At 53.6% G+C, this 22,453-nt stretch carries 19 protein-coding genes; 4 read left to right on the forward strand and 15 right to left on the reverse strand.

Going from position 1 to position 22,453, the window contains the following annotated elements; all coding sequences use genetic code 11:
- Window positions 1-143 precede the first annotated feature (143 nt).
- Window positions 144-2,003 carry a protein-disulfide reductase DsbD gene (gene dsbD / locus ACFFLD_RS11565; protein WP_386040291.1) on the reverse strand — a complete coding sequence of 620 codons (1,860 nt, stop codon included), beginning with the start codon at window positions 2,001-2,003 and terminating at the stop codon, window positions 144-146.
- A gap of 191 nt (window positions 2,004-2,194) precedes the next feature.
- Window positions 2,195-2,725 (reverse strand): inorganic diphosphatase, encoded by a 531-nt coding sequence (gene ppa / locus ACFFLD_RS11570; protein ID WP_386040293.1) that lies wholly within the window; start codon window positions 2,723-2,725, stop codon window positions 2,195-2,197.
- A 275-nt stretch (window positions 2,726-3,000) separates the two neighbouring features.
- On the opposite strand from ppa, the gene ACFFLD_RS11575 reads away from it, so the two are divergent.
- Window positions 3,001-4,716, forward strand: coding sequence for a protein kinase domain-containing protein (locus ACFFLD_RS11575; protein ID WP_386040295.1), 1,716 nt, complete (start codon window positions 3,001-3,003; stop codon window positions 4,714-4,716).
- Between the two features lie 118 nt (window positions 4,717-4,834).
- Here ACFFLD_RS11575 and ACFFLD_RS11580 read toward each other — a convergent pair whose 3' ends face one another.
- A complete protein-coding gene (locus ACFFLD_RS11580) occupies window positions 4,835-6,094 on the reverse strand; it encodes a 6-phosphofructokinase (protein ID WP_386040297.1) in 1,260 nt (419 codons plus the stop codon).
- 184 nt (window positions 6,095-6,278) lie between these two features.
- On the reverse strand, window positions 6,279-6,947 hold the full coding sequence (rnt, locus tag ACFFLD_RS11585; RefSeq protein ID WP_386040299.1) for a ribonuclease T: 669 nt from the start codon (window positions 6,945-6,947) through the stop codon (window positions 6,279-6,281).
- Between the two features lie 225 nt (window positions 6,948-7,172).
- Here rnt and ACFFLD_RS11590 point away from each other — a divergent pair, with 225 nt between their 5' ends.
- Both ACFFLD_RS11590 and ACFFLD_RS11595 read left to right on the forward strand, forming a co-directional pair.
- A complete protein-coding gene (locus tag ACFFLD_RS11590; RefSeq protein WP_386040301.1) occupies window positions 7,173-8,393 on the forward strand; it encodes an argininosuccinate synthase in 1,221 nt (406 codons plus the stop codon).
- An 83-nt stretch (window positions 8,394-8,476) separates the two neighbouring features.
- Complete coding sequence (locus tag ACFFLD_RS11595) at window positions 8,477-8,806, forward strand: HlyU family transcriptional regulator (RefSeq protein WP_386040303.1); 330 nt, start codon at window positions 8,477-8,479, stop codon at window positions 8,804-8,806.
- Between the two features lie 128 nt (window positions 8,807-8,934).
- Here ACFFLD_RS11595 and ACFFLD_RS11600 read toward each other — a convergent pair whose 3' ends face one another.
- Window positions 8,935-10,998, reverse strand: coding sequence for a 3'-5' exonuclease (locus ACFFLD_RS11600; protein ID WP_386040305.1), 2,064 nt, complete (start codon window positions 10,996-10,998; stop codon window positions 8,935-8,937).
- Window positions 10,995-11,369, reverse strand: a complete 375-nt coding sequence (locus ACFFLD_RS11605; RefSeq protein ID WP_386040307.1) for a response regulator transcription factor — start codon at window positions 11,367-11,369, stop codon at window positions 10,995-10,997. The genes ACFFLD_RS11600 and ACFFLD_RS11605 overlap by 4 nt, the downstream gene beginning before the upstream one ends.
- A 233-nt stretch (window positions 11,370-11,602) precedes the next feature.
- On the opposite strand from ACFFLD_RS11605, the gene ACFFLD_RS11610 reads away from it, so the two are divergent.
- A complete protein-coding gene (locus tag ACFFLD_RS11610; protein WP_386040309.1) occupies window positions 11,603-12,661 on the forward strand; it encodes a tRNA-queuosine alpha-mannosyltransferase domain-containing protein in 1,059 nt (352 codons plus the stop codon).
- Between the two features lie 49 nt (window positions 12,662-12,710).
- Here ACFFLD_RS11610 and nth read toward each other — a convergent pair whose 3' ends face one another.
- The 9 genes from nth to metG all read right to left on the reverse strand — a co-directional run bounded on the left by nth (window position 12,711) and on the right by metG (window position 22,418).
- Complete coding sequence (gene nth / locus ACFFLD_RS11615; protein ID WP_386040311.1) at window positions 12,711-13,349, reverse strand: endonuclease III; 639 nt, start codon at window positions 13,347-13,349, stop codon at window positions 12,711-12,713.
- A 72-nt stretch (window positions 13,350-13,421) separates the two neighbouring features.
- Entirely contained in the window at window positions 13,422-14,138 is a 717-nt protein-coding gene (locus ACFFLD_RS11620) for an electron transport complex subunit E (RefSeq protein ID WP_386040313.1), read from the reverse strand.
- On the reverse strand, window positions 14,135-14,770 hold the full coding sequence (gene rsxG / locus ACFFLD_RS11625; protein ID WP_386040315.1) for an electron transport complex subunit RsxG: 636 nt from the start codon (window positions 14,768-14,770) through the stop codon (window positions 14,135-14,137). Before rsxG ends, ACFFLD_RS11620 begins: the two co-directional genes overlap by 4 nt.
- A complete protein-coding gene (locus ACFFLD_RS11630) occupies window positions 14,767-15,801 on the reverse strand; it encodes an RnfABCDGE type electron transport complex subunit D (protein WP_386040316.1) in 1,035 nt (344 codons plus the stop codon). The genes rsxG and ACFFLD_RS11630 overlap by 4 nt, the downstream gene beginning before the upstream one ends.
- Window positions 15,798-17,477 (reverse strand): electron transport complex subunit RsxC, encoded by a 1,680-nt coding sequence (gene rsxC / locus ACFFLD_RS11635; protein WP_386040318.1) that lies wholly within the window; start codon window positions 17,475-17,477, stop codon window positions 15,798-15,800. The genes ACFFLD_RS11630 and rsxC overlap by 4 nt, the downstream gene beginning before the upstream one ends.
- A complete protein-coding gene (gene rsxB, locus ACFFLD_RS11640; RefSeq protein ID WP_386040320.1) occupies window positions 17,461-18,072 on the reverse strand; it encodes an electron transport complex subunit RsxB in 612 nt (203 codons plus the stop codon). Before rsxB ends, rsxC begins: the two co-directional genes overlap by 17 nt.
- A gap of 36 nt (window positions 18,073-18,108) precedes the next feature.
- Window positions 18,109-18,690 (reverse strand): electron transport complex subunit RsxA, encoded by a 582-nt coding sequence (rsxA, locus tag ACFFLD_RS11645; RefSeq protein WP_386040322.1) that lies wholly within the window; start codon window positions 18,688-18,690, stop codon window positions 18,109-18,111.
- Entirely contained in the window at window positions 18,687-20,285 is a 1,599-nt protein-coding gene (locus ACFFLD_RS11650; RefSeq protein ID WP_386040324.1) for a sensor domain-containing diguanylate cyclase, read from the reverse strand. Before ACFFLD_RS11650 ends, rsxA begins: the two co-directional genes overlap by 4 nt.
- A gap of 96 nt (window positions 20,286-20,381) precedes the next feature.
- A complete protein-coding gene (gene metG / locus ACFFLD_RS11655; RefSeq protein WP_386040326.1) occupies window positions 20,382-22,418 on the reverse strand; it encodes a methionine--tRNA ligase in 2,037 nt (678 codons plus the stop codon).
- Between the last annotated feature and the right edge of the window lie 35 nt (window positions 22,419-22,453).

Genomic DNA, 22,453 nt, shown 5'->3' on the forward strand with positions numbered 1-22,453 from the left:
TTTGACGATGTTCGCATCAGAAAGGCGCCATAGTCGTGGAAAGGGTGCTGAAAAAGTGCCTGGACTAGCTGCTGGCAACAGGCCTGAAAACGGTTCTGAGACCAGTCTCGAAAATAGCTCTGCACTATGGGGTTGTCAGCGCCTTAAGCTGATTGGCTCGTCAGCCATGCACGCACTGAGTCGAGATGCTCTTGTAGCTGGCTGGCGGTCACTTCGCCCTGGATACGAGCCTGGCGAATCTCTTCGTCGTGGCTGAAAAAGAGCAAGCTGGGAGGGCCAAAGAGGCTAAAGTGTTTAAGTAGCTCACGGCTTTGGGGGCTGTTTTGGGTGACGTCGGCAGCCACTAAGGTGTAGTGGCTTAGGGCTTGAGCCACATCAGGCTGGGTGTAGACATTCCGCTCCATTAACTGACAGGAAATACACCAGTCGGCGGTAAAGTGTACAAACACTGGCTGATTAGCGCGACTGGCTTGGGCGATTGTCTCGTTAAGTGCTGCAAGGTTGTCCACTTTGATGAAGTCGATGCTAGCTTCCGTCTGCGTGCCTTTAACATCGTAAGACCCGGCAAGAGGACGTAACGGATCGTTGCCGCCAAGGCTTGCGCCCACCACCAGCAGTACACCCCATACTAGCAGCATGATGCCAAGCGTTTGGCGAGCGCGTGGCCACCCTTGCGCTTGATTAAGGCTTAGGGCGCCCAATACCAACCCGCTACCAATGGCAAGCGCAGCCCAAAGTAAAAGGGCTAGTGGGGCAGCCACCAAGCGTTCAATCATCCATATGGCTACGCCGAGCAGCAATAGCCCAAATGCCACCTTTACACCATTCATCCAGGCGCCTGATCGGGGCAGCAGCGTAGCACCGAAAGTGCCTGCCAATAGAAGCGGTAGACCCATTCCTAGGCCCAACGCAAAGAGCACGGCGCCGCCTATCGCTGCATTACCGGTGGATGAAATAAACACTAGCGCTCCCGCTAATGGGGCGGTGACGCAAGGTGAAACCACCAATACCGACAGCGCACCCGCTACTGCCAGCCCCATTGGGCCGCTGCGCTGAGCACGCGTTTGCCAGGCATCAATTCGGCGGCTTAAACGAGGGGGAAGGGTAAGATTAAAAGCACCGAACATGGCCAGCGCAAAGAGCGTGAAAAGCAGCGCAAAGGTGATTAATACCGGTGCGGACTGAAGGCGTGCCTGCAGGTTAAGCCCCGCGCCAAATAAACCCATTAACACGCCTACCAGTGCGTAGGTCAGCGACATGCCCAACACGTAGCTGAGCGAGAGTGCAAAGGCGCGTGGCCGGGTAGGATGCTGGCCCACGATGATCGACGACAGGATCGGGATCATTGGCAATACGCAGGGTGTGAAAGTGAGGCCTAAACCAGCGATAAAAAATAGCCCCAGTGCCAGCGGAAGACTCGCCTCGCTGATTAAAGTGCTAAAGCGACTATCTTCACTCTGAGGCGCGGAGAATGCCTCTGGCGCGGCGGTATCTGGCTGAACGTTGACGCTGTTAGCGGTTTCCCAATCGGCGAATTGACTGGGGGGTTGGGTTTCACTGGCCTCTAGAATGGTTTGTTCCGGAGGGTAGCAAAGCCCGGCATCGGCGCATCCTTGAAAGGTCAACGCAACGCTAAGAGGACCTGAGTAGGTCGCTTCCAAGGGGGTTTCAAAGACCACCTGGTCGCGAAAGACATACACATCACCCATGAACTCATCAGTGGTGAAGTGTCCAGGGGGTAGACTTGGTTCACCTAACGTCACGCCGTCTGTCTGGCTTGTGACCGCAAACTGATGCCGATAAAGATAATAGCCATCGGTTATGTCCACGCCGATGAACAGCGTGTTGCCATCGTGCCAGGCGGAAGGCTGGAACGCCTCCATGACGGGTAAAAAGTTATCCTGATTGTTGGACGAAAACCACTGTGCATGAGCCATCAGCGGCAGCCAGCCGAGCAACAAAACAAAAACAGTAAATAGCTTTAGGCGCTTAACAACTAACACGTTACATCCTTCATCAGTACCCACGCGATCAACAACATAGCATACCGCATCCCTAAATCTTGGCGTATACCTTGCGGTGACATGACGCGGCAAGTCATTGCTCGGGCTAACCGACAAAAACGCAAAAGGCCACCCGAAGGCGGCCTTTTGTGGCATCCGCTAACAATTAGTGGATAGCAGTGAGGCGATAGTTAGGCTTTTTGATAAGCGCTAACGGATTTTTCAATGGCTTTGCGTGCCGCCTCAACACCTTCCCACGACTCAACTTTTACCCATTTGCCTTTTTCGAGGTCTTTATAGTTCTCAAAGAAGTGAGCAATCTGCTGGCGTAAAAGTTCGGGTAGGTCGGTCACTTCCTGAACATCGTCGTAGAGCGAGCTCAGCTTGGCGTGCGGGACACAAATTAACTTGGCGTCTTCGCCAGCTTCATCGGTCATATTGAGAATGCCCACAGGGCGAGCACGGATGATGCTACCCGCCTGAACAGGGTGTGGGGTCACTACCAATGCGTCGAGTGCATCGCCATCGTCAGCCAAGGTGTGCGGGATAAAGCCGTAGTTGGCGGGGTAGAACATGGGGGTAGCCATAAAGCGATCAACGAGTAGCGCGCCCATGTCCTTATCAATTTCATATTTGATTGGATCGTGGTTGGCGGGAATTTCGATCACCACGTAAACGTCGTTAGGGAGATCCTTTCCAGCGGGGATATTGTCGAAGTTCATCGTTGATTCCTTGGTAGTGCAATGGTTAGGCAATCGTTTCTGAGGCGTTTATGGCCAGGAATTATACGAATATGGCTGCCCGATTACCAATACGACATAGGTGAAATCATTATAATCACTAGGTTAACGACGCATCTTGACCCGCAAATGGGTAATTGCACACCAAGTTAATAGAGACGTTTGGTGGGCATCGTTTCTGCTCAGCTGTGTGTATCATAAGCATTATTAAACGTTAGCGGTGTCCCTAGAACGAGTCGGCAGCCTAGGAGGATGACTTGTCGCACGCCCAATTGCTCATTAGTTACGGTCAGGCGTTTGTCGCGCCCGACCGACGCCTGCACCGCAGTTCCATGTCGGTGCGCTTTCCTGAGGCGCCACTGCTTCGCGCTAAAGGGGGCTGTGCAGTGATTAGCGACTCTGTCTCGCGCAATACGATGGCGAAGCAGGCCGGTGATTTAAGCGTACGAGGATTTCTGGCCGACTACTTTTCCACTCCTGACCACTGGGATGTTAAAACCTCGGCCACTCGCGTACTGCGCGCGCTGAATAGCTGGTGCTATAGCCAAAGCCAGCATGTTAAAGAGGGCAGTTTTGTGTCCTCCCTGTCTGCAATGGTTTTTCGTGGTCGTGAAGCGCATCTGTTTCATATGGGCGATACATTGGTCTTTCGTTTGCGGGGCGCTGAATTTGAACAGCTAAGCCGCGACCATGTGACCGATATAGGCGGCTATCGTTATCCTTCGCGAGCGTTGGGTATGGATGGCAGTGTCGACATCGACTATACCCATATCGCGCTTAAGCAGGGGGACTTGTTCCTGTTTACGACTCAAGGGGTGCGTGGAACGTTACTTCCTTCTGACTACGTGCGGTTAATTCGTCAGGATGCCAGCGACCTGGATGCAGCCTGCGAGCGTTTGGCCAATGAAGCCAAACAGCGGGCCCAGGATCGCGGCTACGGTGGAGATCAGTTCTGTTTCCAATTGATACGCATTGACGAATTGCCCGACGAAGAAACGGAGCATCCCGGACAGCTCTATGGGGATTTGCCGATCCCGCCAGAGCTCTCGCCAGGGGAGCGTTTAGACGGTTTGGAAGTGCTCGCCGTGCTGTCGCGCACCGCGCAATCCCGGGTTTATCGCGTTCGTGATGTTCATAGCGAGCGGGAAATGGTCATGAAGGCGCCCAGTCCCGAACTTTCTTTGCGCAACGCCTACCTTGAGCATTTTTTGCTCCAGCAGTGGGTCGTCGAGAGGGTGAATTCGCCTTTCGTGGTCAAAGTCATGGAGCCGTCGCGCCCACGCCGCTATCTCTATTATCTGATGCAGCATGTTGAGGGCGAAACCTTACGCCAGTGGGCTGAGCGTCACCCACAAGCGAGCCTGACCCAGCGTTTGGATATTGCGAATCAGCTTGGTAAGGCAGTACAGGCCTTGCATCATCGGGAGATTATTCACCAGCAGATTAATCCCGATAATATTTTAATCGACCCGCACGGCAAGCTGGTGCTTAGCGATTTTAGCGCTTGTCATATGCGCGATGGCGAGGGGCACCGGCACTCAGGGGAGTTACTCCGCCAGCTTGGTTTTAATGAACACTCCGCACCCGAATATGCATTAGGCGACAGTATCGGACGGCGTAGCGACCAGTACTCCTTGGCTTCCACGACTTACTGGCTACTAACCGGGGCGTTACCCTATACGCTGACCCCCAATCGACTGCGCAGCCATACTGATCTTGAAGAGCTGACCTATCGCAGCGCGAGAACCACCAATCCGGAAATATCGTCATCATTGGATGAAGCCCTTCGTCGCGCTCTGGATCCCCAACGAGCACTGCGCTTTAGGCGTTTATCTGAGTTTTTGCATGCCCTGAGGGTTCCCCTTGGACGGCTGCCTAGCCGGGAAGAGAACCGTCAGGAGCCGCGTCGTTTTTGGCAAGGGGTGGCAGGTATTCTGCTGTTGCTGCTGGTGCTTTCCTGGCTGCTGCGCTAACACCGGATAGCACAGTGCATGATGGCTCAATAGCATTCGCCATAAGTAGGTAGGTCATTGCGAGGAGCGAAGCGACGCGGCAATCCCTGCCTCGCAATGACCATGCTACGTTAGTGGCTTATAGCGTAAACGTAGGCAGCTTACGCTCGACCTTGGCCAGTTTTAGTTTGGCCACTTTAGGCAACCCGTTTTCAAACGGCGGGAAATCTTCGCCTTGAATCAAGGGAGAAAGGTAATCCCGGCACGGTTGAGTAATCTCAAAGCCATTCTCGCTAATGAAATCGCGTGGCATAAATTTTTCTTGGTTGGCCACTTGCGACAGCGGGGCGGAAATAACGTCCCACTGGTAAGGCGACTGGGAGATGCGTCGAATGGCGGGCATCATGGCGTTTTTACCCGCGAGTGCTAACGTGACCGCTTCGCGACCGACGGCATACGCTTGCTCAACGTCTGTTTTAGAGGCCAAGTGGCGCGCGGCGCGCTGTAAATAGTCCGCCACTGCCCAGTGGTACTTGTAACCCAGGTCCTGCTTGATCATGCCCGCCAGCGTAGGGGCAACACCACCGAGTTGGCGGTGACCGAAAGCATCGGTGTTGCCAGCATCGGCCAGGAAAGTGCCATCTTCGTAGCGTGCTCCCTCAGAAACTACGATCACGCAGTAGCCGAACTGCTTCACGCTCTCCTCAACCCGCGCCATGGCGGCTTTACGGTTAAAGGGTACTTCCGGGAAAATAATCATATGCGGGGGCTCGCCCTCCGCCTGTCCCGCTAAACCACCCGCGGCGGCAATCCATCCTGCGTGGCGACCCATCACTTCAAGCACAAACACCTTGGTAGACGTTGCGCACATGGAGGCGATATCCAGCGAGGCTTCAAACGTCGAGGTGGCGATGTACTTGGCAACGCTGCCAAACCCAGGGCTGTTATCGGTAATCGGCAGGTCGTTATCCACGGTTTTGGGGACGTGAATCGCGGTGAGGGGATAGCCTAGTTTTTCAGAAAGTTGCGATACTTTTAAGCAGGTATCGGCACTATCGCCCCCGCCGTTATAAAAGAAATAACGGATATCGTGAGCTTTGAATACTTCGATTAAGCGCTCGTACTGAGCACGATGAGCGTCAATATCTTTTAGTTTGTAGCGACAAGAGCCAAATGCTCCGCCTGGGGTATGACGCAATGCCGCGATGGATTCATCGCTTTCTTGGGTCACATCAATAAGGTCTTCCGTTAGCGCACCGATAATGCCGTTATGACCGGCATAAACCTTTCCGATTTGATCGGGTGCTTGGCGGCAGGCTTCAATGACGCCGCAAGCGCTGGCGTTGATCACGGCGGTAACACCACCGGATTGGGCGTAAAAGGCATTATGCTGGGCCATGGAAACGTCTCATCTCCTGAAAACGGGTAGGATTAATCATCGTATTGTGCTGCCACCGACTGCTGACTGAGCAGTAGTGGCAGTATTAATGCAAAGTTATGTTGCTACAGTGTTGCAAAGTTTAGCGTAAAGGCCAGGTGCCTGCATCTACGCTTACACGTACGCCTGCACAGTTGATTTACGTTTACTCTTTGCCATCCATTTCTTGTTCGCGCTGAGCGAGTCGCCATCCACCTAAATCTTTATAGCGATTCACCATGGCGCAAAAAAGTTCGGCGGTCCGCTCGGTATCGTAACGTGCCGAATGAGCCGCTTTATTATCAAACTCAATACCCGCGGCACGACAGGCGCGAGCAAGCACCGTTTGACCATAGACCAACCCGGCTAGCGTCGCGGTATCAAAGCTTGAAAAGGGATGAAATGGATTTCGCTTAATGCCACAGCGATTGACCGCAGCGTTTAAAAAGCCCTGATCAAATGCCGCATTATGGCCCACTAAAATAGCACGGGTGCAGTCATGCGCTTTGATTGACTTACGGATCGGACGGAAAATTTCGTTTAACGCATCGGCTTCGCTTAGCGCTACCTGCGTGCGTAACGGGTCGTCTAAATTAATGCCGGTGAAATCCAGCGCAGACTGCTCGACATTAGCACCCTCAAAAGGGTGAATATGATAAGCATAGGTGGCATCAGGAAGCAGGTTGCCCTCCGGATCCATGGTGAGTGTGACGGCGGCTATCTCTAACACGGCATCACCTTGGGCATTAAATCCCCCGGTTTCTAAATCAACGACCACGGGCAGGTAACTGCGAAAGCGCTGGGCCATTAATTCGCGGGCAATTGCCTCGCTCATGAAGCTCTCCTTAGTAAAGCGAGTAATCGGTCAATACAAGCGGCAAGCCGCCGCTTAATGGCATGATTCTATCAGCTTTAGACGTCAGGCGTCGTTGACGGTATTCGCAGGTCATCGAGAGCGCTATACTCAACGGCTATCATCAAGGTTTATCATGTTAGCCGAGTGCTACACGATAGTGCCGTTTTTACTGATCAACGACCGTTAGTCAACGAGGAGCAAAGAATGTCCGATGTCAAAAAGGTTGTGCTGGCATATTCAGGCGGCCTGGACACATCCGTAATCGTTAAGTGGTTGCAAGAAACCTACAACTGCGAGGTAGTAACCTTTACTGCCGACATCGGTCAGGGCGAAGAAGTTGAGCCAGCGCGAACTAAGGCGCAAGCGCTTGGTGTAAAAGAGATTTACATCGAAGACTTACGTGAAGAGTTTGTGCGCGACTACGTTTACCCGATGTTTCGTGCCAACACTATCTATGAAGGCGAATATCTGCTGGGCACCTCTATCGCCCGGCCATTGATTGCCAAGCGCTTGATCGAAATAGCGAACGAAACAGGCGCGGATGCTATTTCCCACGGCGCGACGGGTAAAGGTAACGACCAGGTGCGCTTTGAGCTTGGCGGTTATGCCTTGAAGCCCGGGGTAAAAGTCATTGCTCCCTGGCGTGAGTGGGACTTAACGTCTCGCGAAAAGCTGATGGCTTACTGTGAAGAGCATAATATCCCGGTCGACTTTTCCAATAAAAAGAAAAAGTCGCCGTACTCCATGGATGCCAACTTGCTTCACATCTCGTATGAGGGTGGCATTTTGGAAGACCCATGGGCTGAAGCAGAAGAGGACATGTGGCGCTGGAGCGTTTCGCCAGAAGCTGCCCCTGACCAGCCAACTTACGTTGAGTTGACCTTTGAAAAGGGCGACATCGTTGCCATCGACGGAGAGCCGTTGAAAGCGCATGAAGTGCTCGAAAAGCTTAACAAGTTAGGTGGCGATAACGGCATCGGCCGGTTGGACATTGTTGAAAACCGCTACGTGGGTATGAAGTCTCGTGGTTGCTACGAAACACCGGGGGGCACCATTATGCTGCGTGCTCACCGTGCCATTGAGTCATTGACCCTGGACCGTGAAGAAGCCCACCTGAAAGACCAGCTAATGCCTAAATATGCCGAAGTGATCTACAACGGCTACTGGTGGAGCCCTGAGCGCCGTATGCTGCAAGCGGCCATTGACGAGACCCAGAAAAACGTCGCCGGTGTGGTCCGTATGAAGCTCTATAAAGGTAACGCGACCGTGGTGGGCCGCAAATCTGATGAGTCGCTGTTTGATGAATCAATCGCGACCTTTGAAGATGATGCTGGCGCCTACAACCAAAAAGACGCGGAAGGCTTTATCAAGCTTAACGCACTGCGGTTACGTATTGCCGCTGGTAAAGGGCGTAAACAGAGCTAATTAAGCGCTGATACCCAACCATAGCGTATGACTGGCTAGGGCGGCTCGACAATGGCCGCCCTAGCGACACAGGAGGCACAACCATGCTTAAAAAACTAATCTCCGGTCTCTTTGGTAGTGGTAGCCAAGGCTCGCCGGGCACTACCACCAAAGCGGCTGAACCAGTTGAGTATAAAGGGTATGAAATAATCTCTCAGCCGGATGATCAGAGCGGCCAGTTTCGTGTCAGCGGCCTCATTCGTAAACCGGATGCCAACGAGGGAGCGCTTGAACACCGTTTTGAGCGTTCCGATATGCTGCCTGGGCGCGAGGCTTGTGATGCCATGATGGTGACCAAGGCACAGCGCTATATCAATGAAGTCGGTGATGACATGTTTGAACCTGACCCGCGCCGCGCTGGCGAAAGCGAATAGCCGCTGTCAATCGTGCGGTTCCTTATATTGTTAGTCTCTTCATCTCCTGCTTGCCCGGCCTATGCGCGCGTGCTTTCTGAGCGCCATGAAAAGCCCATGATGTCTTTGGTTTTAGGCGCCGGTTAGCGTTACTTTGCGTTGGCATCCTGGCGATCAACGGCGCTGGCTTGTAGCGCAAGCAACTGTTCAAAACTATCGATACCCCGGGCTTCTAAGCGCGGCAGCAGGGCAAGCCAAAGCTCCGCGGTGACTTGAGCATCACCTAGCGCCGTGTGGCGAGTGCCGGGCGGGAACGTCAGATCGTAGCGCTGAGCGAGGCTATCCAGGTCGTGTCCCTCCAAGGCTTCATCCAGCGCACGCGAAATCAACAACGTATCAATAACGGGTAACTCCAGATCGATGCCTTTTTGGCTGATGGCGAGTAGGTCAAAATCAGCATTGTGGGCCAGCAAGACCGACTCCCCGACATAGTCAAGGAAGCGGGGAAGAACGCTATCAAGGGTGGGCGCGCCCTTCACATCCGCATCAGTAATGCCATGAATAGTGGTACTGGCGGCGGGAATTGGTCGCTGTGGGTCAACTTTTTGGTCAAAAACATCGCTTGCTAATAGGCGGGCATTGACGATACGGCAGGCCCCAAGACTGATCACCGTGTCGCCGCGGCGAAGCTCAAGCCCGGTGGTTTCAGTGTCAAAGGACACAATATCAAGGCTGCGCAGCGGGCGACCAGCGAGCGCTTCATCCGGTGGGGGAAGGTCTGCAATACCAAAATCGTGGAATTCGGGTCTCGGCGGCGCGGCATCGCGTGGGGCACCCTCACGCTCCATGGCGGGCAAGGGAAGCCTTAAGCGGGCATGAATACCGTCTGCATCGTTAAGACTCCAGACCTCGCTGGCGTGTTGGCGCAGCACGTCGGCCACCTTTGGCATTAACGGGAGAGAAGCGAGTTGATGCTGGCGCCACTGTGAAAGTGCGTGTTCGGTCAGCGCCTTGCCGCGCCAGATAAGATCTAAATAGATATATTTATTACCCTGGCTTATTTCTCCCTCAAACCCATTGTCAGGCAGATGGGTGTTGAGGTGTTTAACCAGCGAATCAAACATGGCCATTAAAGCCGGAGCGTCGCCTTTAAACCAAGTGGGTACGCCCACCGGGGTAATTAACCGGTGCTCGGGGTCCAGGCGTTCATCCAGCGCCTGCCAAAAGTCGTTAGACCACAGGGGCGTTAAGCGCTCGCCTTGTTGCTGCATATCATCGAGTAGACTCCCTATCCTGGCCACATTGTCGCCTAGAATAGCGCCTTCCTCCTGAATCATGCGCTCCAAACGTTGGCGCAGTAAGTCGTTATTGGCGTTGCTTTGGGGGCGTAATTGGCTCAGCGCATCAGCGGCACAAATGAGGCTGGCGGAATGCTGACGCAGGGGGATCAGCATGTCCGCCAACTGCGCTCTTGCGCCCATTTCATTTGACCAGGAGGCTGTGGCGTCGCTAAAGGTAAGTAATATTTCGCCATGCCTGTCGGGGACCCGACGCAAGATAATCTTTAGCCATCGGTTGTCGCAGGCGGTAAGCCATTCTCTAGGGGCGCCATCCTGGGGTAATTGGTTAAGCGTGTGCTGTAGGCTTGAGGTGGGCAGCAGTGACTCCAGCCGTTTGCCTAATCCTAGGCCCGTGTTGCCGTTAAAAAATTCCTCGGCCGCTTGGTTGTAAAGCATTAGACGTCGGTGGTGATCACATAAAATCAGAGGCGTTTCGAGCAGTTGCAGTAATGTCTCCAGCTCCTGACGAATGCGTGCTGCACTGCGTGCGCCTTCGGCATGCGCTGTTGCCAAACGGCGTCGGTCTTCACGCCAGTAGTCGTGTACTCGACGCAAGTCGGGCTCCAGACTTTTTAACCAACCTTTGGGCGGATGATCGTCGCGAGCATCAGGGTTAGCGACCAAACGGGCAAGCTGTGCCTGTAGCTGACGTAATGGGGTGAATAACCTGCGCTCAAGCACCAGCCCAACTAAAAAGATGGTGGCGCCTCCAGAAAAACTGCCAAGCCACAGGGTAAGGCGCGCCAAGCCGCTAGGGGCTAGGTGAGCATCCAGCCAAGTGGCAAATATCGCACCGCCCAACAGGCTGACACCGCTCAGCAACAGCCATAGGCCAATCAGGCGCTGGCGTTTGGGTAGCCCGCGCCGGCTCATGCTGATTCCTTTGGCAGCAGCGCGTGGGCGCGTTCAATGAGTAACTGGGGCGAGAAGGGCTTGATGATGTAGTCATTGGCACCAAGCGCCAGGCCTTTCTCACGCTCAGCGTCCCGCCCGTAGGCCGTCAGCATTATAATAGGCAAGTGTGACGTGGAGGCTTCACTACGCAGCCTTTCTAGCACCTCGAATCCGCTAATATCCGGCAGGTTACTATCGAGGAGTAGAAGGTCTGGGGGAGTAGTGTCAACGCGTGTCAGGGCCTGTTCACCATCTTCGGCAACGACCACCTCAAATCCAGCTTGCTGCATCAGGTACTCAAGTGAGAGCAAGATGTTGGGGTCATTATCGACAATGAGTATTAGGGCCATAGTGTTTCCAGCTTTTTATAATAGGCGCTTTTTGATATCTGCTCGCTATCAAACAGCGCAGCGCGATTAAGCGGTGTATGGTGAACAGTCTAGTGAGAACCAATAAAGTAGCCTAGACGACCTTGGCACAATGGTGCCGTGTTCAGTGTGCGTGCTCGTTACACTGAGCGTTGATCGGCTGGCCATCGTTAGTATGCTACGACAGCTCGGCTATTTCGCAGTTAGGATATTCAATGCGCGTACTTTTGTTATCAGCCTATGAGGCGGTAAGTCATCGCTATTGGGCGCAACATTTAATGGCCCAGCTTGATGATATGTCATGGACACTGCTCAGCTTGCCGCCGCGCCACTTCTCATGGCGTATTCGTGGCAACCCGCTGACATGGTGGCTTAAAGAGCAAGCTACCCTCAATCAAACCTTTGATGTGATAGTAGCCACCTCAATGGTGGATTTAGCAACGTTGGTGGGGCTGTTTCCGCATCTTGGTCGGGCGAGAAAGGTTGTTTACTTTCATGAAAACCAATTTGCCTATCCCGAATCAAGCGAACAGATGCCGCAAGTAGAGGCCAAAATGGTCAATCTTTACACGGCACTATCAGCAGATTGCGTGGTGTTTAATAGCGCCTACAATCGCGACTCTTTTATTGCGGGTGCCCGCGCTTTTTTTAAGAAGATGCCCGAAAACCTTCCTATTGCCAAACCACTGACTGCGCTGCGCGATCGGGCACACGTACTACCGGTTCCTATCGATTGTCCCGTAGCGCCTAATCACAGCGCTGTGCCGAGGCGCATCGTCTGGAATCATCGCTGGGAGTACGATAAAAATCCGCGTGATTTTTTTGCGGTACTGTTTGCCTTAAGTGATGCTGGAGTGGCATTTGAACTAGCGGTACTGGGGCAGCGTTTTCGCCAAGTCCCTGACATTTTTGCAGAGGCTGAACAGCGCCTGAAAGCGCATATCGTCGCGTGGGGCCCGCAGCCGGAGGCTGCCTATCGAACATTGCTGGATAGTGCTGATATCGTGGTTTCAACTACGTGGCACGAGTTTCAAGGGCTGGCGATTATGGAGGCGGCGCAACGCGGTGCGCTACCGCTCGTCCCGGACCGACTCTGTTTTCCTGACCTTTATCCACCTGCTTATCGCTATGACGGCACGCAAGATGGGCTTTATCAGCGGCTTTATGCGTGGCTGACAGATCCAGCCAGTCGGCCTGGACCAGTGGATACATCGGTATGGGAGTGGCCTGCTTGGCGGGAGGCCTACCGTAAGGTGTTAATACCAGTCTCTTGATAGCAAATTTGGCGAATAAGGGCTGGCGGTTCAGGCGTGTCTGAGGTAACTACGCAAGCTCGGTTTTATCTTTAAATTCACAAAGGTCTTCAATAATACAGCTGCCGCAGCGGGGCTTGCGTGCAACACAGGTATAACGGCCATGCAAAATCAGCCAATGGTGGGCATCATGAAGAAATCCTTTGGGCACATGGCGCAGCAATTTTTGCTCTACCTCCACGACGTTTTTGCCTTTGGCGATGCCAGTACGATTTGAAACCCGAAAAATATGCGTATCCACTGCCATGGTGGGTTGCCCAAAGGCCGTATTGAGTATCACGTTGGCCGTCTTACGACCGACGCCCGGCAAGGCTTCTAATGCCTCGCGGGTTTCGGGCACCTTGCCGTCATGTTGGTTAACCAACATATGGCAGGTTTTCATAAGGTTTTCGGCTTTGGTGTTGTATAGGCCGATGGTTTTAATATGTGCTTTGAGACCATCAATTCCCAGGTCGATGATGCCTTGCGGGGTATTGGCGACTGGGTAGAGGCGCGCCGTTGCCTTGTTAACGCCCACGTCGGTCGCTTGGGCGGATAACAGTACAGCAGCGAGCAGTTCAAAAGGTGTTGTCCAGTTTAGCTCGGTGGTCGGGTTTGGGTTCTCTGCCTGAAGGCGAGTAAAAATCTCATGACGCTTTTGGGCATTCATGCGTGTTCTCTATGTTTATCAATGATATGTAAAAAATGTTATCAGGCCGTGTCAGTGAATGTGTTGGCGTTACTATTTAATCGTGCCGGTGACTCGCACGCGGCGCTCGCTGCGTGGGGCCGCCGACATCGGCTGGGCGCGTGCAGCACGGCGCTGATCAATGGCATTTTTCAGCGCGATCAACATACCGGCTACAAAGAAAGCGCCCGGCGGCAGCAGGAAAAATAAAAACTGGTAGTCGTTGCCAACGGTGAGTTGCCAATTCGCGGCTGAGGGCCCAAACAACAGCGCCATGTCGCTAAACAGCGTGCCTTGGCCGAGCAACTCACGCAGGGCACCCAGCACTATCAGCACAGCACCAAATCCTAATCCCATCATCAAACCGTCAATGGCCGCCGGCAACACCGGCTGGCGAGACGCAAAGGCATCGGCACGGCCTAAAATGGCGCAGTTGGTCACAATAAGCGGAATAAAAATACCCAATACCTGATAAAGCGGGTAAGCATAAGCGGCCATCAGCAGTTCAGCGCAAGTAACGAAAGCAGCAATCACCATCACAAATGCGGGTAGGCGTACAGCAGACGGGACTTGATGCCGGATTAACGAAATCGTGGTGCTGGCGCCGACCATGACCAGTAGCGTCGCGACCGCCAACCCCAGTGCATTCACGACACTAACGCTGACCGCCAGCAGTGGGCAGAGTCCGAGTAGTTGAACCAGCGCTGGATTGTTGGACCATAGCCCATCGCGAGCCAGCTGGCGCCATGGCGATAGGGGGCTTGGGGTCATGTGTCGGGCTCCTCAAACGTGATGGGTAAGGGTGTTTCGGCCACGTATTGCAGCGTTTTATGCACCGCTCTGACCACCGCACGGGGAGTGATGGTGGCGCCCGTAAAGGCGTCGAAATGACCGCCATCCTTCTCAACAGCCCAGCCCTTTGAAGGTAAGTTGGCTAATCCCAGACCGTTAAACTCGGTGATCCAATCGCTGCGACGGCGTTCAATTTTATCGCCAAGCCCTGGCGTTTCCTGATGCTGGGTGACGCGAACACCGCTGATACGTTGATGCTCGTCGATGCCGATCAAAAGGCGTATTTCGCCGTTATACCCTTGCCGTGTAACCGCCGGCAAAATGACAGCGCTATTTCCCTGATGGCTGACTGCCCAGCCTTGGCTGTCGCTTTTGAGTCCCAGCATGCCTGCGTTAGGCAGCTCAAAGGCGCTTTCCAGCACGCTGGTCACCGGAATCGTTGCGAGCTCCTCAGGCAGCACTTCCTGTAACTGACGGTGCTGATAGGCTAGCTGGTGCGTGGCGATGCGCTCGGCAGTGACGGCGCGAGTCAGCGCGACGCTGCCAGCGGTGACCAGGGCAAACGTGCCAAGCGCGAACGCCCCTCGCAGCATGGCCTTATATAGCGTCATGGCTGGCCCCTGGGTGGCGTTGTCGGCTGGCCACTGGAGCGAGGCACGCTATACAGATCGACTAACGGCACGCACAGATTCATCAGCAGTACCGCAAACGCCACGGCGTCTGGGTAGCCGCCAACATTGCGAATAATGATGATCAGTATGCCAATTCCTGCGCCATAGATTAGCTTGCCGCGTCGACTGGTGGCTGCGGATACCGGGTCGGTGGCGATAAAAAATGCCCCGAACAGCATGGCACCGGTGAGCAAATGAAATAGCGGTGAAGCAAAATGGCTGGGGTCGCTAAGATAGAACAACGTCCCCAACACGACGGCGCTTCCCAGCATGGCAAAGGGGATATGCCAGCTAATAATGCGTTTGTATAGCAGCAGCATACCGCCTGCCAACCATGCTAACGCGGTGAAGCGCCACGCACTGATCGTGTTGTCTGGCAGCGGGTTGGCCGCCCAGAACTCACTGGCTAGCACCGCGTCGCCTTTGTGTTTAAAGGCATCCAGTGGGGTGGCACCGCTTAAGCTATCCAGGCGCTCTGTTGGCAGCATGCCGCTGATCTGCGCCCACAATGTATCTGGTAGCAGTGATTGGGGGGGCGACCACAGGGTCATGTAGGTAGGAAACGAGACCAGCAGCAGGGCATAGCCCACCATGGCGGGATTGAAAGGGTTGTGGCCTAAGCCTCCATAAAGCTGCTTGGCAATCACAATGGCGGCAAACATACCAATGCCCACCAGCCACCATGGGCTGGCGGGCGGTAGCGATACACCCAATAAAATTCCGGTGACGAGCGCCGTTGCATCATTTAACGTCGAGCGTATCGGTCGCTGGCGTAACCTCAGCACGGCGGCTTCAAAGACAATACCGAACGTTACCGCTATCAGCACATTGCTGATTACTCCGAAGCCAAAGAAATAGCTCATCGTGAGCATCCCCGGCAGCGTCGCCAGGATGACCCAGCGCATTAAGCTGGCCGTGGGCGGTAGTGTGGACGCAGCATCCTTGACGCTAGAGGCGTGCATCATACTCATGACGACTCCTTGCTAGGGGCTGGCGCGGGGCTGTCAGTCGGTTGCTGAGCGCGTGCATTTGCTAGCTGTAGCTCTGCGGCGTGTAAGTTTTCCTGCGCGGTGGCGAGCTGCATTTCTAAATCATCTAAAGGTTGTTTAGGATCTTCCTGTGCTACGCGTGCCAGGGTTTTTTCAGCTTTTTTGACCGATGCCTTCGCGGCGGCATGGGCGATTCTTAGTCCGCGTAAATCGACTTTCTCGCTGCTGGGGGCACTTGGTGTTGAAGAGCGACGGTGTTGAGCCTGACGGGCTTCACGGCGGGCCTGTTTTTCAGCTTCTTCACGTGCCAGCCGTGCTTGTCGAAACTCAAAGCGATGTTTGGCATGTTCTGCCTTCATGGTCTCGATGCGCTGCTGGCGCAGACGGGTTTTCGCTTGTCGGTAATCTTCGACCAGCGGTATGTGGCTTGGACAGACGTAGCTACAGGCGCCGCACTCAATACAGTCAAACAGGCGGTAGCGCTCCATTTTCGCATCGTCTTGAGCACGTGCGTACCAGTGCAGTTGCTGGGGCAGCAGCGCTGCCGGGCAAACGCTTTCGCATTCACCACAGCGAATACAGGGTGCTTCCGCTGGGGCCGGCGGTAGCTCTTCAATGGTCGAGGCGATTAGGCAGTTGGTCAGCTTGGTGACCGGTGTATCGAGAGTGGCTAACGGCTTGCCCATCATCGGGCCACCCTGGATGACTTTATATAACCGTTGCTGCTCAAGCCCTGCCTGGGTGAGCAGCTCTGCAATGGAAGTACCCAGGCGTACCCACTGGTTGCCGGGCTGGGTAATGGCATCACCGGTCAGGGTAACCACCCTGGCGATCAGCGGTTGCCCGTCGCGAACGGCATGTAGAGTCGCTAGCAAGGTGCCAGGATTATGGCAAAGCACGCCTACGTCGGTGGGCAGGCCCTGCGAGGGGACCTCAATATTTAAAAGACGCTTAATTAATTGGCGCTCACCACCACTGGGATAACGGGTGGGGATCACTTTTAGCTCTGCGTTTAGCGGCAGGCTAAACGGTAGGGCACGCGTCAGGGCCTCTATTGCCTCGGGCTTATTATCTTCAATACCAATGATTATCCGCTGCGCACCGCACAGTTTGGCCATGATCTGCGCCCCTTCCAGTACTTCACTGGCGTAGTGGCGCAGTGTCGCGTCGTCAGCGGTGATATAAGGCTCGCATTCAGCGGCGTTAATTACCAAGGTATGTACGCCCTGTTGTTCTACCGTCTGCGCTTTAACATGGGTAGGAAAGCCAGCGCCACCTAACCCGGCGATACCGCTCTCGCGCAAACGTTCGAGTAGCGCTTCGCGGTCGGCATCGCACCAGTCCAGGCGGGGCAGTCGTTGCCACTCGTCTTTACCATCGCTCTCAATGGTAATGTGGCTGGCATTAACCTCGATAACCGTTCCGCTGATACTGGCGTGTAGGTTGCTTGAGATCAGCCCTTCGCGTTTGGCAATCAGGCTGCCGACCTTGACTGAATCACCCGGTGCTACACAGGCGGTGGCGGCTTGACCACTGTGCTGACGCAAGGGCAACACCACGCGGCTGGGCAACGGTGCGTCAATCAGGCCAGCTTGACTGGAGCGTACCTTGCGCTCGGGAGGATAAATACCTCCAGGAAAATCAAACGCGCTCGACATGAACATGTCCTGAAGCAGAGGGGCGGTCGCTGACGATGACGCTAGACGCCTGTGCCACTACTGGCTGCCATTGGTTAAGCGGGGTAGAGCGAGGTAGCATATCAATACAATCAACGGGGCAGGGATCGAGGCAAAGATCGCAGCCTGTGCACTCATCCTCAATAACGGTATGCATTAATTTAGAGGCGCCGATAATCGCGTCGACCGGGCACGCTTGAATGCATTTGGTGCAGCCGATGCACTCCGCTTCACGAATGAACGCTACCTTGGCAACTGGTTGGGCTTCACCGTCGAGCGGCTCTGGCTGACGACCGAGTAGATCGGCAAGCGCATGAATGGTCGCTTCGCCACCTGGCGGGCATTTATTGAGTGCATCGCCCTGGTTGATGGCTTCGGCGTAGGGGCGACAGCCAGGATAGCCGCATTGCCCGCACTGGGTTTGTGGCAACAAATCATCAATTTGTTCCACCAGTGGGTTATCGTCGCGCTTGAAGCGTTCATTAACCACGCCCAACAGGGCGCCAAATCCAAGGCCCAGGCCAGTTAAGACCGCTATTGCGCTAAGCATGCTGATCGCATCGAATGTGTTACTCATCAAGCGCAGCCTTTACTTTTGAGTAAATTTCGTCGGTCATCCAGACACCAAACCCGAAAAGCCGAGGAACGCCAGAGACATTAAGCTGGCGGTGACCATGGCAATAGCGGCGCCTTGAAATGGTTTAGGGATATCCGCGCCTGCCAAACGCTCCCGCATGGCGGCAAACAGCACTAAAATAAGCGAAAATCCCAAGGCGGCGCCTAATCCATATAGGGTGGTGTGAAAAAAACTCAACTCGCGGTTTAGAGATAGTAGCGCAACCCCTAACACCGCGCAGTTGGTGGTAATAAGAGGCAGGAAAATACCCAGTACCTGATGCAGTAGCGGACTCAACTGACGCACCATGATTTCGGTAAATTGAACCACGGCGGCAATCACCACAATAAAGCTGATGGTGCGCAGGTACGTCACGTCAAAGGGCACCAGTAGCCCGTGGTAAACCATGTAACTTGCCGCGGAGGCCAGCGTCAGCACGAACGTGGTGGCCAGCGACATACCCATCGCTGACTCAAGCTTATTAGAAACACCCATAAATGGGCACAGGCCCAGAAACTGAACCAGTACGAAGTTATTGACCAGTGCGGTACTGATCAAAATAATAAATAATTCACTCATAACGGCATAGTGTGCGAAGTAAAGGTGGCGTTGGCTAGAGAGGGTGAATACATCTTAACGCAGTGGCGTCCTGCCGCTTTAGCAGCGTATAACGCTTGATCTGCAGCCATCATTAATTCGCGGGAACTCATCATGGCGTCAGCATCCAGTTGACTAACCCCGATGCTAATAGTGACATGGGGAGCAACAGGCGACACGCGGTGAGGATATTGTAACTGGTCAATGGCATGAATAAGCGCATGGCTTTTTTCCATTGCTTGACTGCTTGATGTAGCGGGCAGCATGGCACTAAATTCCTCGCCACCACTGCGCGCGATAAAAAAGCCATGAACCGAGGCGATGTTATGCATCGCCTGGGCTATCTGTTGCAAACATGCATCCCCTTCTGGATGGCCGTAATGATCGTTAAATAATTTGAAATGATCAACGTCGATCATCATGACTGACAAGGGCTGTTTAGTGAGTTGAGTACTGGCCAGCACTTCTTGTAAGCGCTGATCGAATAATCGTCGGTTGGGTAACCCCGTCAAAGCATCATGAGTGGACAGCTGGACTAGCTCGGCATTCAGACGTTGCTGACGCTTAAACTGATCCTGAAAGGTGCGTGCAAGTATTCCTATTTCATCACCACGCTGTAATAAATTGTTTGATTCCTCATCCGTTACCCTGAATTGCTGAGTGAAGCGGGTCAGTTGTCTAAGCGGCATCAGGATTATGCGTTCTAAAAGAACCAACACTAGGCAGATGACCAATAGCATTAAGCACGCTGTCCATAATAACACGTAGCGAAATGTTTCTAAGCTGGCTAAATAACTAGTTCGACTAAGTTGAGTGCTTAGCGCTAACTGCTCGTTAGATGTGAAGGTAGGTAAGTAACGCTGTGCCAGTATCGTGTTGCCTGTGATACTGATATCAATACTGTTTTCTTGATAATCACTGACGACTGAAACGGATATGGGAAGTCCTGTGTAATCTTCCATTTTGGCAAGCCAATCGGCATCCATTGCTCTCACTTGAAAAAGCCAGCCTTGAGGTGGGCCGCTTGCGTCAGTGCGCAGAATTGGGTTGGACGCCACTATCGTTGGGGTTGGGCCAGCATATAAGTCACTTTTGCCTTGGTGCGGATCTTGTTTGATCGAACTCTGCATAGTGCGAATGATGCCTTTCATCCACTGGCACTCGCGCTCTGCGGTATAGCAGGTGGTGTATCGTCCAGTAGTAGGATTAATACCTGCTAAAAAATGTACACCGCCATCGGCGTTGAAGAAGGCCATAAGCTGAAAAGGCATCTCTTCGAACATCTGTTGGCTAAAGTTAGTATCGGTATAGCCTGGATAGTTGCCCTTGATAAATTCGTAGGTATCGTCCCAAATAGCCCAATCGCGCGTTTGTACCAATAGGTTCTCTTGGTTGAGCTGCAGACCACGTTCAATTTGACTTAACTCTTTGGTTACTAGCGTGCGCTCTTCTTTGTGAAGCGCTGGGAATATCACCCACTTGCTTAATACAATTAAAGAAATAAGCGCAAGGAATAAGACCCCTCCCAACGCTGCCAGAAAACGAAAGCGCAAAGAGCGATGTGAGCGTTGATCCATGAAGGCGGCCTGACTAAGCGGTAGTGAGGTGGGCAGTCATTAAAATAAAGGGACAAAGGCGGTTCGCCTTTGCCCCATGATGGTATGCACTGCTGGTTACGTTACCCGCTGACCCGGTTCGGCACCGGTATCGGGGGAGAGTAAATAAATGCCGTCTTCATTGGCGGAGGCCAGCACCATCCCTTCCGACAAGCCAAAGCGCATCTTCCGCGGCGCGAGGTTAGCCACCATGACCGTCAAGCGTCCCTCTAATGCTTCGGGGGCGTAGGCAGCACGAATGCCCGAAAACACGTTGCGGGTTTCGCCACCCAGGTCCAGCGTGAGCTGTAGCAGCTTATCCGCGCCTTCGACATACTGCGCCTTGATAATACGGGCAATGCGTAGATCGACTTTCGCAAAGGCCGCGAAGTCAATTTCTTCCGCGATGGGAGTTTCCGTCAGCGGGCCTTTGGGGGCTTCTTTCAATTTTTTCTCTTCCACCAGATCTTCCTTCGACGCTTCAATCATGGCATCGATGTTGTCGCGTTCAACGCGCGTCATCAACGGCTTGAATTTGTTGATGGGGTGATCGGTCAGGACGCGTTGGCGGCTGTGCCAGTCGAGCGAATCAACGTTTAGGAAGTCGCGTGCTTGTTCGGCCATTGCTGGCACCACAGGGGCCAGATAAACCATCAGTTGGCGGAATAAATTAATGCCCACCGAGCAAATGTCGAGTACTTCGGCATCGCGTCCATCCTGCTTGGCCAGTGCCCACGGCTCTTTTTCGGCAATATAAGTATTGGCCTCGTCCGCCAGCTCCATGATTTTGCGCATGGCGCGGCTGAATTCGCGTGCTTCAAAATCATTGGCGATGTCGTCACCCGCCGCTATAAAGCGGGCAACCATTTGTGGTTCAGCACAGTGTGCTGACAACGTTCCACCGCCTATCTTTTTCACAAACCCGGCGCAACGACTGGCAATATTTACCACTTTACCGACTAAATCTGAATTTACCCGCGCAGAAAAATCTTCCAGATTCAAATCCAGGTCATCGACTTTGGACGTGAGCTTAGCGGCAAAGTAGTAGCGCAGATACTCAGGATTGAGATGGTCGGCATACGTGGCGGCTTTAATAAACGTGCCGCGTGACTTCGACATTTTGGCGCCGTCCACCGTCAAGAAACCGTGGCAATTAACGGCAGTGGGAGTACGCAGGTCTGCGCCATGCAACATGGCAGGCCAGAACAGCGCATGGAAATAGACAATATCTTTGCCGATAAAGTGATAAACCTCGGCGTCTGAATCTTTTTTCCAGTAGCTGTCGAAATCGATCCCTTCGCGGTCGCAGAGATTCTTGAAACTCGCTAAGTAGCCAATCGGGGCATCCAGCCAAACATAAAAGTATTTGCCGGGAGCGTCGGGTATTTCAAACCCAAAGTAGGGCGCGTCGCGAGAAATATCCCACTCATTAAACCCGGATTCAAACCACTCCATCAGTTTATTGCGGATTTGCGGTTGAACATGGCCGTCATCAATCCAGCGCTGTAAGAAGTCGGCAAAATCGGGAAGTTTGAAAAAGTAGTGGGTAGAGGTACGCACCTCAGGGGTCGCGCCTGAAATAGCCGAGACAGGGTTGATCAAATCCGCTGGGGTATAAGTGGCGCCACACTTCTCGCAGTTATCGCCGTACTGGTCATCGGCGCCGCACTTGGGGCAGGTGCCTTTAATAAACCGGTCGGCTAAAAACAGCCCTTTTTGTGGATCAAACATCTGCTCAATATCGCGCGTAGCGATATGGCCCTTATCACGCAGACGCTTATAGATCATTTCGCTGAAGTGGCGGTTTTCGTCAGAGTGGGTCGAGTGATAGTTATCGAACCCAACTCCAAACCGGGCAAAATCCGTCTGATGATCTTGCGATACGCGTTCAATCAGCGCTTCGGGGGTAATTCCTTCCTGCTCGGCACGCAGCATGATGGCAGTGCCATGGGCGTCGTCGGCGCACACGTAGTAGCACTGTTGGCCACGGCTTTTTTGGAAACGTACCCAGATATCAGTCTGGATATATTCAAGTAAATGACCAAGGTGAATAGCTCCGTTGGCGTAAGGGAGCGCGCTAGTCACCAAAATGTTGCGCGTGGCAGTAGTAGGCATGGTGAAAATGTATTCCGAGTGAATAATGGTGCCGG

It is taken from the genome of Vreelandella sulfidaeris, assembly GCF_042429665.1.
Taxonomy (GTDB): domain Bacteria; phylum Pseudomonadota; class Gammaproteobacteria; order Pseudomonadales; family Halomonadaceae; genus Vreelandella.